A 14,065-nucleotide genomic window follows, 5' to 3' on the forward strand; every position below is an offset into this window, starting at 1 on the left:
TTCATGCACGAAGGGAACTACGGACACCCGCACCTACGTACTATTACCGGCCACATGTCGTCAGGGCCAGGAAAGGCAGACGGGGGACTTACATGCGTCATTTCGGGCACATCCCGTCCGCAACGCGGACCGGGTTGTTCCACAGCGAGCCGGCCGAGTTCACGGCCGACTCGCCCGCACGCACGCTCGCCGTGGCCCTCGGCGCCACGCTCTACAGCCCGGCCACCCGGCCGCGGCTGGCGGACGACATCCGTAAACAGGCGGCGCGCGGAGTGGTCTCCATGGTCCTCTGCCTGGAGGACTCCATCAGCGACGCCGACGTCCAGGAGGGCGAGAACAACCTCGTCCGCCAGTTCGCCGACCTCGCCGCCGGGGCCGAGGAGGCCACCCGGACGGACGCGGAGACCACCGTCGGTGTGCCCCTGCTCTTCATTCGCGTACGCGATCCGCGCCAGATCACCGACCTCGTCGCCCGGCTCGGCGACACGGTCCGCCTGCTGTCCGGATTCGTACTGCCCAAGTTCACCGAGGCGCGCGGCCACGCCTTCCTCGAAGCGCTCACCCAGGCCGAGCGGACGAGCGGCAGGCGCCTCTTCGCCATGCCCGTCCTGGAGTCCCCCGAGCTCCTCCATCTGGAGACCCGGGCCGAGACCCTCGCCGGGATCGCCTCGATCACCGACAAGTACCGCGACCGCGTCCTCGCCCTGCGCCTCGGCGTCACCGATTTCTGCTCCGCCTACGGCCTGCGCCGCTCGCCCGACATGACGGCCTACGACGTCAAGATCGTCGCCAACGTCATCGCCGACGTCGTCAACGTCCTCGGCCGCTCCGACGGCACCGGCTTCACCGTCACCGGGCCCGTCTGGGAGTACTTCCGTCCCGGCGAGCGCATGTTCAAGCCGCAGCTTCGCCGCAGCCCCTTCCTGGAGGGCCGCGCCGAGGACCTGCGCACCGCCCTCATCGAGCACGACCTCGACGGGCTGCTGCGCGAGATCGAGCTCGACCGCGCGAACGGCCTGCTCGGAAAGACCTGCATCCACCCCACCCATGTGGTCCCGGTGCATGCGCTCTCCGTGGTCAGCCACGAGGAGTGGAGCGACGCCCAGGACATCCTGCGGCCCGAACAGGGCGGCGGCGGGGTGCTGCGCTCCGCGTACACGAACAAAATGAACGAAGTGAAGCCGCATCGCGCGTGGGCCGAACGCATCCTGCTGCGCGCCGAGGTCTTCGGCGTCGCGAAGGAGGACGTCGGCTTCGTGGAGCTGCTCACCGCCGGACTGGCCGGCTGACGAAAGGCGTCGACGACGTGGTGTGGACCGGAACGTGGGTCGCGGAGCGACTGGGCGTCGAACTGATCGGCGGCGAGGAGCTACCGGCCCTGTTGGGCCTCGCACTGCGCCGTAACCCCAAACGGGCGCACCTGCTCGTCTCCAGCGTGCTCGGCAAGCACGTGCCGCAGCGGCCCTCCGTCGTGTACGGCTCCGGCCTCGGCCTCGGCGTGCGCGTCCGCGAGCTCCTCGGCGACGAGGAGGCGGCGCGCTCGGTCGTCCTCGGCTACGCGGAGACCGCCACCGCCCTGGGCCATGCCGTCGCCGACGGCCTCGGCCTGGCCCCGTACCTCCACTCCACCCGGCGGCCGGTGGCCGGGGTCGCCCGTGCGGGCGGCTTCGAGGAGTCCCACTCGCACGCGACCTCGCACCTCCTGCTGCCCGAGGACCCCGCGCTCCTCGCCGGCGGCGGGCCGCTGGTCCTCGTCGACGACGAGTTCTCCACCGGCAACACCGTCCTCAACACCATCCGGGACCTGCACGCCCGCTACCCGCGCGAGCGGTACGTCGTCGTGGCCCTCGTCGACATGCGTTCCCCCGCCGACCTCGGCCGCCTGGAGGCCTTCGCGGAGGAGATCGGCGCCCGCGTCGACCTGATCGCCGCCGCCGCCGGGACCGTACGCCTCCCGGAGGGCGTCCTGGAGAAGGGCCGCGCCCTGGTGGCCCGGCACGAGAGCGCGCACGTCGCTCCGGCGGCCCCCGCCGGCCGGCCGGCCCCCGTACGGGTCACGCTCGGCTGGCCCGAGGGCCTGCCCGACGGCGGACGGCACGGCTTCACGCCCGAGCACCGGGAGCACCTCGAGGAGGTCCTGCCCGCCCTGGCGGCGAGGATCGCGGAGGCGCTGGAGGGCGCGGGCGGCCCTGGGGCCGGCGAGCGGCCCGGATCCGGGGCCGGCGGCAGCGTCCTGGTACTCGGCTTCGAGGAGCTGATGTACGCGCCGCTGCGCCTCGCCGGCGCCCTGGAGGACGCCGGCCACGACGTCCGCTACTCGACCACCACCCGCTCGCCCGTCCTCGCCGTCGACGACCCCGGCTACGCGATACGCACCCGGCTCGTCTTCCCGGCCCACGACGACCCGGCCGACGGCCCCGGCGAGCGCTACGCGTACAACGTGGCGGGCGCCGGCTTCGGCACCGTCGTCCTCGTCGTCGACTCCGCCGCCGACACCCCGGAACTGCACGCCCCGGACGGCCTGCTCGCCCAGCTCGCCGCACACGTCCCGCGCGTCGTCCTCGCGGTCGTCCCCGCGTACACACCGGCCGTGCCCTCGTACGAGCCGTCCGTCACCTCGTCCACGCCCACGGTCTCCGAAGCTCCCGAAAGGAGCTCCATGCTGCCCGAGCCCCTCCGCGGCCCCGCCTTCTCCTCGTACGCGCCCGAGGAGGTCGGCTGGCTGCTCCAGGACCTCTCGGGCGTCGAGCTGGAGGCGCCCACCGAGGAACGCGAGGAAGCCATCCAGAGCGGCGGCGCGCACTACGCCGAATCGCTCCCCGTCGAGTACCAGCCCAGCGCCCGCTACCAGGAGCTCTTCCACTCCGCCCTGGAGGGCTCCGCCGCCCGCATGGCCCGCGCGGTCGGCACCGTCACCGAGACCGTCCTCGCCGAGCGCCCCGGCCGCAGCCCCGTCCTGGTCTCGCTCGCCCGGGCCGGCACCCCCGTCGGCGTCCTCATGCGCCGCTGGGCGAAGGCCCGTCACGGCCTCGACCTCCCGCACTACGCCGTCTCCATCGTGCGCGGCCGCGGCATCGACGCCAACGCGCTGCGCTGGCTCGCCGCCCACCACGACCCCGCCGACGTCGTGTTCGTCGACGGCTGGACCGGCAAGGGCGCCATCACCCGCGAACTCGCCGAAGCGATAAAGGAGTTCGAGAACGCGGATGGGATATCGGGCTTCGACCCGGAGATCGCGGTCCTGGCCGACCCCGGTTCCTGCGTCCGCACCTACGGCACCCGCGAGGACTTCCTCATCCCCTCCGCCTGCCTCAACTCCACGGTCTCCGGCCTGATATCCCGCACCGTGCTCCGCTCCGACCTCGTCGGACCGCACGACTTCCACGGCGCGAAGTTCTACCGCGAACTGGCCGGCTCCGATGTCTCCGGCGCCTTCGTCGACGCCGTCGCCGCCCGCTTCGACGAGGTCGCCGAGACCGTCGACGTGGACGTCAAGGAACTCCTCGCCGCCGACCGCACCCCCACCTGGGAGGGCTGGGCCGCCGTCGAGCGGATCAGCGAGGAGTACGGCATCCACGACGTGAACCTGGTCAAGCCCGGCGTCGGCGAGACCACCCGTGTCCTGCTGCGCCGCGTCCCCTGGAAGATCCTCGCCAAGCGGGGCGCCGAAGCCGACCTGGCACACGTCCGCCTGCTCGCCGAGCAGCGCGGTGTGCCCGTCGAGACCGTCGACGAACTCCCGTACAGCTGCGTCGGCCTGATCCACCCTCAGTACACCAGGGGTGCGACAGGCGCCGACGGGAAGGCGGTGGTCTCCCAGTGAGCACACCGCTGACCACGATCACGACCCTGGTCGCCAGCGACCTCGACCGCACCCTCATCTACTCGAGCGCGGCCCTCGCCCTCGGCATGCCCGACGCCCAGGCGCCCAGGCTCCTCTGCGTCGAGGTCCACGAGTCGAAGCCGCTCTCCTACATGACGGAGGACGCGGCCGGACTCCTTGAGCGGCTGGCCGACGAGACCGTCTTCGTGCCCACCACGACACGGACGCGCAAGCAGTACCAGCGCATCCAACTCCCGGGCGCAGCACCGAAGTACGCGATCTGCGCGAACGGCGGGCACATCCTCGTCGACGGCGTCACCGACCGCGAATGGCACGCGAAGGTGGTGAACCGGCTGGCCGAGGAGTGCGCGCCGCTCTCCGAGATCCGCGCCTACCTCACCGCCACCACGGACCTGTCGTGGGTCCGCAAGCACCGGGTGGCCGAGGACCTCTTCGCCTACCTCGTCGTCGAGCGCGAGCGGCTCCCCGAGGAGTGGCTGGGACGCTTCGGCGAGTGGGCGGGGGAGCGCGGCTGGACCGTCTCGCTCCAGGGCCGCAAGGTGTACGCGGTGCCGAAGCCGCTCACCAAGAGCGCGGCCGTCCGCGAGGTCGCCCGGCGCATCGGCGCCACGCTCACCCTGGCGGCGGGGGACTCGCTCCTCGACGCCGACCTGCTGATGGCCGCGGACCGGGCATGGCGCCCGGGCCACGGCGAACTCGCCGAGAGCGAGTGGACCGCCCCCCACCTCGACGTCCTCGCGGAACGCGGGGTCGCGGCGGGGGAGGAGATCCTCCGGCGCTTCCGTGCGGCGGCGGCGAGGTAGCCGACCCGCTCGGGGAGCCCGGGGCGCGCCGGCTCAGCCGCAGCAGCCCCCACCGCAACAACCACCGCCGCCGCCACCGCCCGCACCCTGGGCGGGGGCGGCGGAGCTGCTGCCGCCGACGGCCACGGCCGAGAGCAGCTTCACGGTGTCGTCGTGCCCGGCGGGGCAGGCGGCCGGGTCGGAGGACTCGGCCATGGGACGGCTGAGCTCGAAGGTGTCGCCGCAGGTGCGGCAGCGGAATTCGTAACGAGGCATGGGGACAGGCTAACGGGGGCGGGGCGAGGAGGGCAGTGAGGAGACGGAGGGGCTGCTCCCCGCCTCACCGCCCGGCGGCTGCGGTGCCCCGGTCCTCCCGGATCTGCTCGACGACACGGGCGGCGTCGGTACGGACGCCCTCCAGCTCGGTCAGGAAGTGCCAGTAGTCCGGGTGACGGCCCTCCAGGGTGCCGACCGCCCGGTCGAGCCGGGCCACGGCCTGGTCGAGGGGGCGGGCGTGCCGCGGGTCGGGGGTGTTGCGTCCCGCCATCGCGAGCCGCTGGGCGTCCCGCACCGCGAACCGGGCGCGGTCGGTCTCCGCCTTCGGGTCCTTCGCGACGGCCTCCAGGCGGCGCAGCCGGTCCCCGGCGGCCGACACGGCCTCGTCGGTCGAGTCGAGGAGCGCGCGGACGGTGGAGAGCAGGGAGGTCGCGTCGGGCCAGCGCTGCTCCTCGCGGGCCCTGGCGGCCTCGGCGAGCCGGTCCTCGGCCTGCCGGAGCGTGCCGGCGGCCTGCTCGGGCACGTGCTGGAGGTCCTGCCAGCAGGCCGCGGAGAACCGCCGCCGCAGCTCCGAGAGGACCGGCTCGACGCCCTCGGTGCGGGTGGTGAGGGCCTCGGTGCGGGTACGGAGGGAGACGAGGCGCCGGTCGATCTCGGCGGCGCGCTGCGGCAACCGCTCGGCCTCGGTGCGGACGGCCTCGGCGTCCCGCAGGACGCGGTCGGCGCGCTGGAGGGTCTCGGGGACGCCGTGCCGTCCGGCGCCTTCGTTGAGCCGGGTCAGTTCGGGTCCGAGCTGCGCGAGCCGCAGCGCGAGGTCGTCGGCGCGCAGCCCCCCTTCCCGTACGGCGTCGAGGGCGTCGCTCGCGCCGCGCAGCGCCTGCCGGGCCCGCTCGACGGCGGGGACGAGCCGGGCGAGCTGGGTCTCGGCGCGGTCGAGCAGGGGCCCGAGCCCCTCCTCGAACCGTTCGAGCTCGCCCTTGACCCGGTTCAGCTCGTCCTTGGCGTGGTTCAGCTCGGTGCGGGCGCGGTTCGCGGTCGCCGCGTCGAGCTCGTCACGGTCGAGGTCGTGGGCGTCGACGGCGGTGATGTAGCCGTGGCTGACCTCGTCGATCCGACGCCCGAGGGCCTCGAAGTCCTCGACGGCGCGGCGGGCGTCGGGGGAGCTGTCGGCGGCGGTGATCGTCTCGATGGAGATCCGCAGCCCGCGCTGGGCGGTGTCGAGCTCGTAGAAGGCAGCGGCGGCGGCGTCCTTGGCGGCCTGGGCCTCGGCCCGCTGGCCTTCTCCGCGCCCGCCGAACCAGCGACGCGTACCGCCGCCGGCGAAGGCCTGCGGCAGCAGCGCTCCGGCGAGCAGCGGCAGCGCGAGGGCCAGCCGGAACGTGGACGGAATCCTGGGCGGCGCGCTGCCCCCAGGGGGTGTCCTGCCGTCGCTCGCCGCCACGTACCTCTCCCCGTGCTGTGTCCGCCGTCACCGGTCCGGTTCATTCTCCCACCCGGTAAGGACGAACACACGGGCCGGTCAGTTCGCCGTTCGGACGGAGATGTCGCCGTCCTCACTGCGGACGCTCAGGGAGTGCTCGCCGCCGTCCCGGCGCGGGACGTCGAGGCTGACGTCACCGTCGCCGCTGGTGGCGGTGGCGTCGTACTCGGCCGTGGGCACGGTGACGGAGATGTCGCCGTCCTTGGTGACGACCTCGACGCGGCGGGGTACGGCTCCTAGGGCGACCTGCACGTCGCCGTCGTCGGAGCGGGCGAGGACCTTCGGCGCGCGGGTGTCGCCCTCGACGGCCAGGTCGCCGTCCTTGCTGGCGAGATCGACGTCCCCGGTGCTCCCGGTGACCCGGACGTCACCGTCGTCGGACCGCAGCTTCAGGGGCGTGGCGAACCCCTCGGCCGTGATGTCGCCGTCCTTGTTCTCGACGCTGACGGCGACGCCGCGCGGGACCTTGACGCGGTGCACGGCCTCGCAGTTCGAGGCGACGGCGTCGCACTCCACGCGCAGCGTGAGCCGCCCGCCGTCCAGCTTCCAGCTGGTGTCGGGCCCCGACCCCATGACCACCCATCCGTCGACCTGCCGCTCGACGAGCACGTCGTCGACGTCGGCGGGCGTGAGGACGAGCTCGGAGTTGTCGGAGTCGACGACGAGGGTGTCCCCGTCGAACGCGAAGGTCTTCTTCTCGACCGGCGCCTCTCCGGCATCGGCTGTCCCACAGCCACTGAGCGCGAACAGAGCGACGAGGACCCCGCCGGCGGCGAGGAGCGGGTGGCGTACGTTCATGGCGATCTCGATCCCCCAGGAGAAAACGTCGGTCCGTCGACGGTACGAGCCCCCCACCCCCCGTCACGATCCGGCGACCCACCGTCCCCGGGGTGGGGCTACCCCCCCACCGAACACTTCGGATTCGGCCCCCACCCATCGGCCATGTACGCTGTTGTCTCTTCCACGGGTGCGTAGCTCAGGGGTAGAGCGCTGCTCTTACAAAGCAGATGTCGGCGGTTCGAAACCGTCCGCGCCCACCAGGGAAAAGGCCCCCAGCCGATCATGGCTGGGGGCCTTTGACATGTGCGCCTGACGGCGACGGGGCAGTACATCCATGGCGGTTGCGTAGGGTCGGAGACCATGAGCACTCGGACCCTGTATCTGTTCGCCTCGGCGGCCCCGCCCCTCTTCGACGTCGCCCGCGTCATCGAGGACGCGCAGGCCGATGGCTGGGACGTCTGCCTCGGTCTCAGCCCGACGGCTGCCCGATGGCTGGCCGAGTCCCTCGACGGTCTTGCCGTGCTCACCGGGAATCCGGTCCGCTGGGAGTACGGGCTGCCCGGGCAGCCCGATCCGTGGCCGCCGGCGGACGCGATCCTCGTGGCGCCGGCCACCTTCAACACCGTGAACGCTTGGGCCTTGGGGCTCACGGCCACGTTCGTCGTCGGCGTGGCCGCGGAAGGCATCGGCAAGGGCATCCCGACCGTGGCGGTGCCGTGCGTGAACGCGGCCTACGTCCGGCATCCGCAGTTCGACCGGTCGATCGAGACCCTTCGCGGTGCCGGGGTGACGGTGCTCCACGGCGAGGGCGGCCTCGCCCCGAACCAGCCGGGCCAGCCGGGCCAGGGCGACCGGGCGGCGTACCCGTGGCGGGTGGCTCTGGACGCGGTGGGTCATCTGGGAGTGCGCGTCTGACCTCGGACCTTCGGACATGACGAAGTCGCCCCCCTTTCCGCACGAAGTCGGAGGGGGCTTTCGTGTGTCGTCGGGCCCGGACGTACCGTGGCCGTGGAGGTGGGGCTGTGAGCGGGGCGGACTGGGACGACGACAGCGGCTATACGGCGGCTGTGCGGCGTACGCGGGTCTTGATGGTGATCGGGCTGATCGTCTCGGTCGGCGTGATCGGGGTCGTGCTGGCTGCCGTTTTCGGGGTGTCGTTCCTTGTGGACCTGGTGAACAGCCTCGCCGAGGTGCGAAGTTGACGTGAGCCTGATCGGGCCGGTGTACTCCGGGCATGGCTGACGTGGGGGACGCGCCCGAATCCGTGGTGCAGGGCGGCGAGATGACGCCGCAGCGGTACATCGAGACCAGGCTCGCGCAGTACCAGGAGTGGTACGACGTCAAGGCGACCCGGATGAAGGCGATGCATCTGCGGATGCGGACCGTGTCCGTCGTCGGCGGGGCGCTCGTGCCGGTGTTCGTGAACGTGGACCTGGCGTTCGCGCGGGTCACGGCCACGGTGCTGAGCGTCGTGGTCGTCGCCGCCGTGTCGCTGGAGAGCGTGTACCGGTACCGGGAGCAGTGGAAGAACTACCGGTCGACCGAGCAGCTTCTCGGGCACGAGCGGGTCTACTTCGAGACCAAGGTGGGGCCGTACCACGGACTGGCGAAGCGCGAGGCCTTCTCCGCGCTCGTCGCCCGGGTCGAGAGGGCCATCGCCGGCGAGAACTCCGCGACCCTGAACGTGATGACGCTCGGCGGGCAGGTCAACGCCGATGTGCAGCAGCACGGCGTACCGGCCGCCCGGCAGGAGTCGGAGAGTCCCTGAGGCGGCCGAAGGCCCCGGGATCGCCGGGGCCCTCGGTTCGTTCAGGTGCGGTGCGGGGTCAGCACCACTTGTAGTCGACCCGCGTCGAGTTGTACGAGCAGCTGTCGACCCACGTGCCGTTCGGCTTGCGCAGCGTCGCCGTGTCCTTGTCGTTGTTCCAGACGTACCAGCCACGGTTCTGGTAGACGTTCGTGGACGTGTTCGTGCCGCGGCCCGTGCGGACCGTCACGATCTTGCCCTTGCCGAGGGTGAACGAACCGAAGGTGTACTTGTGGTTGGCGGCGTCCCGCACCGTCCAGCCCCGCAGGTTCACCGCGGCGCCGGTCGTGTTGCGTATCTGCACGTACTCGGCGTTGAGGCTCGAGTTCGCCCCGCGGTCCGAGCCCGGGCTGTCGTAGTAGATCTTGTACAGGTGAACCGAGCCGGCGGCCTGGGCCGGCGAAGGCAGCAGCAGAACGCCGGAAGCGGCGGCCGCGGTCACAGCCGCGAGCGTGCGTGCACGAAGCATGAATGTCCCTCAGTTTTCTGCCGGGCGCCCGCCGATGGGGCCCGGCGAGCACACAGAATACGCACCTCCTTCACTCCTTCCGCACATGTTCGGCCAGGGCGGGGGAGTGGGGGTCGGACCCCTAGGGTGGAGGCATGGGTTCTGATGTGTTCCGGGTCGTCGTTCTCGGGTCCGCCACTCCGTTTCCCCGGCCGGGAAACCCCTGCTCCGGGCATCTCGTCGAGGGCGGCGGCGTCCGCGTCTGGGTGGACGCCGGGACCGGCACCCTCGCCGAACTCCAGCGGTACGTCGCGCTCGGCGACATCGACGCTGTCTGGATCTCGCACCTCCACGCCGACCACAGCGCCGACTTGCTGACCGCCTGCTACGCGCTGCTGTACGCCGGACTCGACGTGTCCGTGCCCGTGCCCCTCTTCGGGCCCGCCGGCATCGCCGACCGGCTCGCCGGGTTCCTGACGAACGGGCCCGAACGCAGCCCCGTCGAGAAGGCCTTCGCCGTCGAGGAGCTGTACGACGGGCACGTCGCCACCGTCGGCGGGCTCACCCTCCGGTCGCGTGCCGTCGAGCACGCCGGCCCGGACGCCTTCGCCCTGCGCGTCGAGAGCGAGGACGGGCGCTCGTTCGTCTACTCCGGGGACTGCGAGCCCTGTCCCTCCCTCGTCGAACTCGCGCGGGGCTGTGATCTGTTCGTCTGCGAGGCGGACGGGGAGGTGCCCGGGCACCATTCCGCGGCGCAGGCCGGGCGGAGTGCTGCCGCCGCCGGTGTCGGGCGGCTCGTCGTGACCCATGTGGGGTCCGGGGTCGGGCCCGACGAGGCCGTCGCGCTCGCCGCCGCCGAGTTCCCCGGCCACGTCGCCCATGCCGACCCCGGCGCGCGGTTCGAGGTCACGCGTCGAAGTCGTACTCCAGGACGTACGACGACGAGTCCAGCGTCATCTCGTTGAGCTCCACGGCCACCCCGGGCCCCGTGAACGCCGTCCGCCCGATCAGGACCACCGGAGTGCCGAACTCCAGGGCGAGCCGGTCCGACTCGTCCGCCGTCGGCATCCGGCAGCGGATCTCCTCGCGGAAGCGCACCGGCCGGTGCCCCAGCTCCGTCAGCCGGGCGTAGGTGCCGCCCGGACCCGTGTCCTGCTCCGTGATCGGCGTCCCGCGCACCAGCTCCGCGGAGAGGTACGAGACCGAGAGCAGCACCGGCTTGGCGTCCAGGACGAAGCGACGGCTGCGGACGCAGACGGGCGCGCCCGGCGCGAGGTTCAGCGCCCCGGCGATCCTGGCCCCTGCCGCCGCCTCCGCCACCTCGATCTGGTCCACGACCAGGTCCCGGTCCTCCACGTCCGCCGACCAGACCGAGCGGCCGCTGCCCCAGCGGTCGCCGGCGAGGCGCGGAATGCCCCGGCGGCGCAGCGGGCGGAAGACCCGGACGAAGACCCCGGCGCCCTTGCGGGCCTCGGCGAGGCCTTCGTTGCGCAGGACGGAGAGGGCCTGGCGCGCCGTCATCCGGGCCACCTCGTAGGTCGACATGAGGTCGTTCTCGCCGGGGAGCCGGTCGCCCGGCGCGAAGGCGCCTGACTGGATCGCGCTTCTCAACTCGTCGGCGATGCGCTGGTACTTGGGCCGACGAGCACTGTCCTGGTCAGTCACGGGTGGACCACTCCCTTCATCTGCGGGACACCCTAGGCGCACCCCCGGGCCGGGGTGCACACGTGTGCGCCGTCCCGCCGGGTCGATCCATCCAACGGGGGACATCTCTAGAGATACGTTGACAGGGCGGGGCGGCCCCGCTTCTCTGGTGGTCCCCAGCTTCAGGATTCGGGACGGAGGGGATGCGTGCAGCCACTGCCGGAGGTCGGTGACCTCGTCCGTGACACCGCCACCGGGCGGGTCGGTTTCTATGTGGAGAGCACTTCGGGACGCTTGCGGATCCGGGCCGTCCACGGTGGCGCCGAGTGGGACGCCGAGCCCGCCGACGTACAGCTCGCCACGCCCCTGCGCGAGCTCCGGGCCCGTGCCGCCGAGATCAACGCGCGTAGTCGGCGTGGGCTCGGGGCGTGATCGCGGCGGTTGTCAGTGGGGCGCGCCACACTGGAGGCATGTGCCGCAGCATCAAGACGCTCCGACCGCCCGCGCTGCCCGAGGAGGCGACGGAGGAGGACTTCCGCGCCGCCGCCCTGCAGTACGTCCGCAAGGTCTCCGGCTTCCGCGCGCCCGCCGCCCACAACCGCGAGGTCTTCGACCGCGCCGTGGACGAGATCACGGACGCGACCGCGAGGCTTCTCGCCGGTCTGGAGGTGCGCGGGGCGCACCCCGCCGTCACGAGACCGGCGCGGGAGCCGCAGCCGGACGCCGTATGAGGTACGCGGCGAGGCCGCCCGCCAGGAAGAGCGCGAGGGTCGACACCCCCGCGCTGAACCAGGTCGCGCCCAGCCACTGCCCGCCCAGCCAGCCGAGGCCCACGCTGTAGGAGGCCCAGGTCACGCCCGCGAGCGCCGACCACGGCAGGAAGTCCTTGATCCTCCGCTTGGCCGCGCCCGCGCCCAGGGAGACCACGGAGCGGCCCGCCGGGGCGAAGCGCGCGAGGACGACGAGCAGCCCGCCGCCCCGGGCCAGCGCGGTGCCGAGACGTTCCTGCGCCAGGGAGAGGCGCCGCGAGCGGGCGATCGCCCGGTCCAGCCTGGCGCCGCCCCGGCGGGCCAGGCGGTACGCCAGGAAGTCGCCGAGCACCGAGGCGGAGGCCGCGCAGAGGAGCAGCGGGAGGACCGAGGGCACGTCGGGGGAGGCCGCGGTGGCCGTCGCCGCGGCCGTGGCGGCGGTGATCACCAGGAAGCCGCTCGGCAGCACGGGCAGGAAGACGTCGAGCAGGATCGACGCCGCCACCACCGGGTAGATCCACGGGCCGGCGGTCAGCGACCGCAGCGAGCCGAGGCTGTCGAGCAGATTCACGGGCCAGAGCCTACGCGGGGGTGGGGGAGGTCCTGCCGGGCGGGTGCCGGGGCGGGTGCCGGGAGCGGTGGGTGTTCGCGCGCGGCCCGTGTTCCGTACGGGAAAGGCCGGAAACCGTCCTCCGGTTTCCGGCCCTTTCCTTCGGTACGGGGCTCAGGCCGCGATCGGCGCGCCCCGCTTCTCGTGCTCCTGGCCGGTCTTCGCCCCCGCGCCGCCGCGGGCGCCGAAGAGGCCGTCCAGGGCCAGGGCGCCCGGGCCGGTGAAGACGAGCAGGGCGAGGGACCAGCAGAACAGGGCCGCGGTCTCGCCGCCGTTCTGGAGCGGGAAGAGGGCCTCCGGCTGGTGGACCTTGAAGTACGCGTACGCCATCGAGCCCGAAGCGAGGAACGCGGCGCTCCGGGTGCCGAGGCCCGCCAGGACCAGGACGCCGCAGACGAGCTGGATCACGGCCGCGTACCAGCCCGGCCAGGTCCCGGCCGGGATGGTGCCGCCGCCCATCGCGCCGCCGAGGACGCCGAAGAGCGAGGCGGCGCCGTGGCAGGCGAAGAGCAGGCCGACCACGATCCGGAAGAGGCCGAGCGCGTAGGGCTGGGCATGGTTCAGGCGGCCTGTGAGGCCGGTCGAGCCGTGGTCGTTCGACCTGTTGTTGTTCGCGCTGTCGTTCATGGGGGTGACCCTTCGGCCTGGCCCTGTCCGTGGGGAGGACGGGGTGGGGGGACGGAAACCGACGAGGCCGCAAGGTTAGGCACCCCTCACCAGTACTTGCAAGTTCAACATTCAGCCACCGGGGAGTGTGTGGCGAGGCTCACTCCCCGGGGCCGCCGTGGTGACGGTGGTTCAGGAGGTGAGTGGTCAGCAGCCGTTGAGGACGGACTGCAGGGCGCTCTTCTCGGCGGAGTCGACGCTGAGGTTCCAGTGGTGCTTCACGTGCACCCAGGCCCGGGCGTACGTACAGCGGTAGGACGTGCGGGAGGGCAGCCACTCCGCCGGGTCCAGGTCGCCCTTGGCCTGGTTGACGTTGTCGGTCACGGCTATGAGCTGGGGCCGGGTCAGGTCGTTCGCGAAGGCCTGGCGCTGCGAAGTGGTCCAGGCGTTCGCGCCCGAGCGCCAGGCCTCGGACAGGGCGACGACATGGTCGATGTCGAGGTCGGAGGCGACGGTCCAGGTGGCGCCGTCGTACTCGGAGTACCAGCTGCCGCTGACGGAGGCGCAGCTGGAGTCGGTGACGACGTTCACGCCGTCGCGCTTGAGGACGGTCTCGCGGGTGTTGCACGCCCCGGACTGGGTGATCCAGTGCGGGAAGAGATCCCTGCTGTAGCCGGTGGAGGAACCTTCCGCCTTGACCGTGAGCGCGGCCAGGTAGGTACGGGCGGTGGCCGCGCTCACGGGGGTCGGCATGGCGGCCTGGGCGGCCGGTGCCGTGGCGAGGAGGCCGGTGACGGTGAGGGCGGCGGTGGTGGCCAGTACAGCGAGTCGACGCGCGTAGATCATGCCGACGGGCATGTGAACTCCCTTGAGATGGGGGGACTGTGGCTGGTGCCGTCCCCTGTGGGGGTGCCGGGCGCTGGCCCGGTCATCGTGGCGGCGCGAGGTTTCCTTGCGGGGTGCGCCAGGTAACAGGGTGGCGACATGGGCACGTCACATCAAGGGGTGTGGCGGGCTTGATGGAGCAACAGATTCCGCC

17 protein-coding genes and 1 tRNA gene are annotated in these 14,065 nt (G+C 72.4%); 10 read left to right on the top strand and 8 right to left on the bottom strand.

All coding sequences use genetic code 11. The features are described from left to right. Positions 1–92 precede the first annotated feature (92 nt). The 3 genes from DEJ46_RS27815 to DEJ46_RS27825 are packed head-to-tail and all read left to right on the top strand — an operon-like array spanning position 93 to position 4,647. On the top strand, positions 93–1,289 hold the full coding sequence (locus DEJ46_RS27815) for an HpcH/HpaI aldolase/citrate lyase family protein (protein WP_150270670.1): 1,197 nt from the start codon (positions 93–95) through the stop codon (positions 1,287–1,289). 17 nt (positions 1,290–1,306) lie between these two features. Beyond that, positions 1,307–3,823 (top strand): phosphoribosyltransferase, encoded by a 2,517-nt coding sequence (locus DEJ46_RS27820; protein WP_223835146.1) that lies wholly within the window; start codon positions 1,307–1,309, stop codon positions 3,821–3,823. A 17-nt stretch (positions 3,824–3,840) separates the two neighbouring features. Further along, the gene (locus tag DEJ46_RS27825) at positions 3,841–4,647 is read left to right on the top strand and encodes an HAD family hydrolase (protein ID WP_150274827.1); all 807 of its coding nucleotides are present in this window, start codon (positions 3,841–3,843) and stop codon (positions 4,645–4,647) included. A 33-nt stretch (positions 4,648–4,680) separates the two neighbouring features. Here DEJ46_RS27825 and DEJ46_RS27830 read toward each other — a convergent pair whose 3' ends face one another. The 3 genes from DEJ46_RS27830 to DEJ46_RS27840 form a co-directional block, all read right to left on the bottom strand. Beyond that, positions 4,681–4,902, bottom strand: a complete 222-nt coding sequence (locus tag DEJ46_RS27830) for an FmdB family zinc ribbon protein (RefSeq protein ID WP_150270672.1) — start codon at positions 4,900–4,902, stop codon at positions 4,681–4,683. A gap of 64 nt (positions 4,903–4,966) precedes the next feature. Then, entirely contained in the window at positions 4,967–6,292 is a 1,326-nt protein-coding gene (locus DEJ46_RS27835; protein ID WP_411757838.1) for a hypothetical protein, read from the bottom strand. A gap of 129 nt (positions 6,293–6,421) precedes the next feature. Then, positions 6,422–7,180 carry a DUF4097 family beta strand repeat-containing protein gene (locus DEJ46_RS27840; RefSeq protein WP_150270673.1) on the bottom strand — a complete coding sequence of 253 codons (759 nt, stop codon included), beginning with the start codon at positions 7,178–7,180 and terminating at the stop codon, positions 6,422–6,424. A gap of 167 nt (positions 7,181–7,347) precedes the next feature. Between DEJ46_RS27840 and DEJ46_RS27845 the strand changes: the two genes are divergently transcribed. The 4 genes from DEJ46_RS27845 (at position 7,348) to DEJ46_RS27860 (ending at position 8,930) form a co-directional block, all read left to right on the top strand. Continuing rightward, positions 7,348–7,422, top strand: a tRNA-Val gene (locus DEJ46_RS27845). A gap of 100 nt (positions 7,423–7,522) precedes the next feature. Continuing rightward, a complete protein-coding gene (locus DEJ46_RS27850) occupies positions 7,523–8,077 on the top strand; it encodes a flavoprotein (protein ID WP_150270675.1) in 555 nt (184 codons plus the stop codon). 107 nt (positions 8,078–8,184) lie between these two features. Next, a complete protein-coding gene (locus tag DEJ46_RS27855) occupies positions 8,185–8,364 on the top strand; it encodes a hypothetical protein (RefSeq protein ID WP_150270677.1) in 180 nt (59 codons plus the stop codon). Positions 8,365–8,396: 32 nt separating this feature from the next. Then, entirely contained in the window at positions 8,397–8,930 is a 534-nt protein-coding gene (locus DEJ46_RS27860; protein WP_223835148.1) for a DUF4231 domain-containing protein, read from the top strand. 58 nt (positions 8,931–8,988) lie between these two features. Here the strand turns inward: DEJ46_RS27860 and DEJ46_RS27865 are convergent, their stop codons facing one another. Next, positions 8,989–9,438: a lamin tail domain-containing protein gene (locus DEJ46_RS27865; protein WP_150270679.1), complete on the bottom strand. Its 450-nt coding sequence runs from the start codon at positions 9,436–9,438 to the stop codon at positions 8,989–8,991. Between the two features lie 134 nt (positions 9,439–9,572). Between DEJ46_RS27865 and DEJ46_RS27870 the strand changes: the two genes are divergently transcribed. Next, complete coding sequence (locus DEJ46_RS27870; RefSeq protein ID WP_150270681.1) at positions 9,573–10,382, top strand: MBL fold metallo-hydrolase; 810 nt, start codon at positions 9,573–9,575, stop codon at positions 10,380–10,382. Here the strand turns inward: DEJ46_RS27870 and DEJ46_RS27875 are convergent. After that, positions 10,324–11,082 carry a GntR family transcriptional regulator gene (locus DEJ46_RS27875; protein ID WP_150270683.1) on the bottom strand — a complete coding sequence of 253 codons (759 nt, stop codon included), beginning with the start codon at positions 11,080–11,082 and terminating at the stop codon, positions 10,324–10,326. The two genes, DEJ46_RS27870 and DEJ46_RS27875, sit on opposite strands and share 59 nt — an antisense overlap. A gap of 186 nt (positions 11,083–11,268) precedes the next feature. On the opposite strand from DEJ46_RS27875, the gene DEJ46_RS27880 reads away from it, so the two are divergent. Together DEJ46_RS27880 and DEJ46_RS27885 are read left to right on the top strand one after the other, a co-directional pair. After that, positions 11,269–11,493 (top strand): hypothetical protein, encoded by a 225-nt coding sequence (locus tag DEJ46_RS27880; RefSeq protein ID WP_150270684.1) that lies wholly within the window; start codon positions 11,269–11,271, stop codon positions 11,491–11,493. Positions 11,494–11,531: 38 nt separating this feature from the next. Beyond that, positions 11,532–11,792, top strand: a complete 261-nt coding sequence (locus DEJ46_RS27885; protein WP_150270686.1) for a DUF2277 domain-containing protein — start codon at positions 11,532–11,534, stop codon at positions 11,790–11,792. On the opposite strand, the gene DEJ46_RS27890 is transcribed toward DEJ46_RS27885, so the two are convergent. The 3 genes from DEJ46_RS27890 to DEJ46_RS27900 all read right to left on the bottom strand — a co-directional run bounded on the left by DEJ46_RS27890 (position 11,752) and on the right by DEJ46_RS27900 (position 13,884). Beyond that, a complete protein-coding gene (locus tag DEJ46_RS27890; protein ID WP_411757788.1) occupies positions 11,752–12,381 on the bottom strand; it encodes a DedA family protein in 630 nt (209 codons plus the stop codon). The genes DEJ46_RS27885 and DEJ46_RS27890 overlap by 41 nt on opposite strands. A 153-nt stretch (positions 12,382–12,534) precedes the next feature. Continuing rightward, positions 12,535–13,047, bottom strand: a complete 513-nt coding sequence (locus tag DEJ46_RS27895) for a DoxX family protein (protein ID WP_150270688.1) — start codon at positions 13,045–13,047, stop codon at positions 12,535–12,537. 186 nt (positions 13,048–13,233) lie between these two features. Continuing rightward, positions 13,234–13,884, bottom strand: a complete 651-nt coding sequence (locus DEJ46_RS27900) for an HNH endonuclease family protein (protein ID WP_150270690.1) — start codon at positions 13,882–13,884, stop codon at positions 13,234–13,236. Between the last annotated feature and the right edge of the window lie 181 nt (positions 13,885–14,065).

This window comes from Streptomyces venezuelae (assembly GCF_008642375.1).
Lineage (GTDB): Bacteria > Actinomycetota > Actinomycetes > Streptomycetales > Streptomycetaceae > Streptomyces > Streptomyces venezuelae_G.

Coding starts and splice junctions, on each gene's coding strand:
- DEJ46_RS27815 (WP_150270670.1), top strand. CDS start 93: ATGCGTCATTTCGGGCACATCCCGTCCGCAACGCGGACCGGGTTGTTC.
- DEJ46_RS27885 (WP_150270686.1), top strand. CDS start 11,532: ATGTGCCGCAGCATCAAGACGCTCCGACCGCCCGCGCTGCCCGAGGAG.
- DEJ46_RS27830 (WP_150270672.1), bottom strand. CDS start 4,902: ATGCCTCGTTACGAATTCCGCTGCCGCACCTGCGGCGACACCTTCGAG.
- DEJ46_RS27870 (WP_150270681.1), top strand. CDS start 9,573: ATGGGTTCTGATGTGTTCCGGGTCGTCGTTCTCGGGTCCGCCACTCCG.
- DEJ46_RS27895 (WP_150270688.1), bottom strand. CDS start 13,047: ATGAACGACAGCGCGAACAACAACAGGTCGAACGACCACGGCTCGACC.
- DEJ46_RS27840 (WP_150270673.1), bottom strand. CDS start 7,180: ATGAACGTACGCCACCCGCTCCTCGCCGCCGGCGGGGTCCTCGTCGCT.
- DEJ46_RS27860 (WP_223835148.1), top strand. CDS start 8,397: ATGGCTGACGTGGGGGACGCGCCCGAATCCGTGGTGCAGGGCGGCGAG.
- DEJ46_RS27850 (WP_150270675.1), top strand. CDS start 7,523: ATGAGCACTCGGACCCTGTATCTGTTCGCCTCGGCGGCCCCGCCCCTC.
- DEJ46_RS27865 (WP_150270679.1), bottom strand. CDS start 9,438: ATGCTTCGTGCACGCACGCTCGCGGCTGTGACCGCGGCCGCCGCTTCC.
- DEJ46_RS27900 (WP_150270690.1), bottom strand. CDS start 13,884: ATGCCCGTCGGCATGATCTACGCGCGTCGACTCGCTGTACTGGCCACC.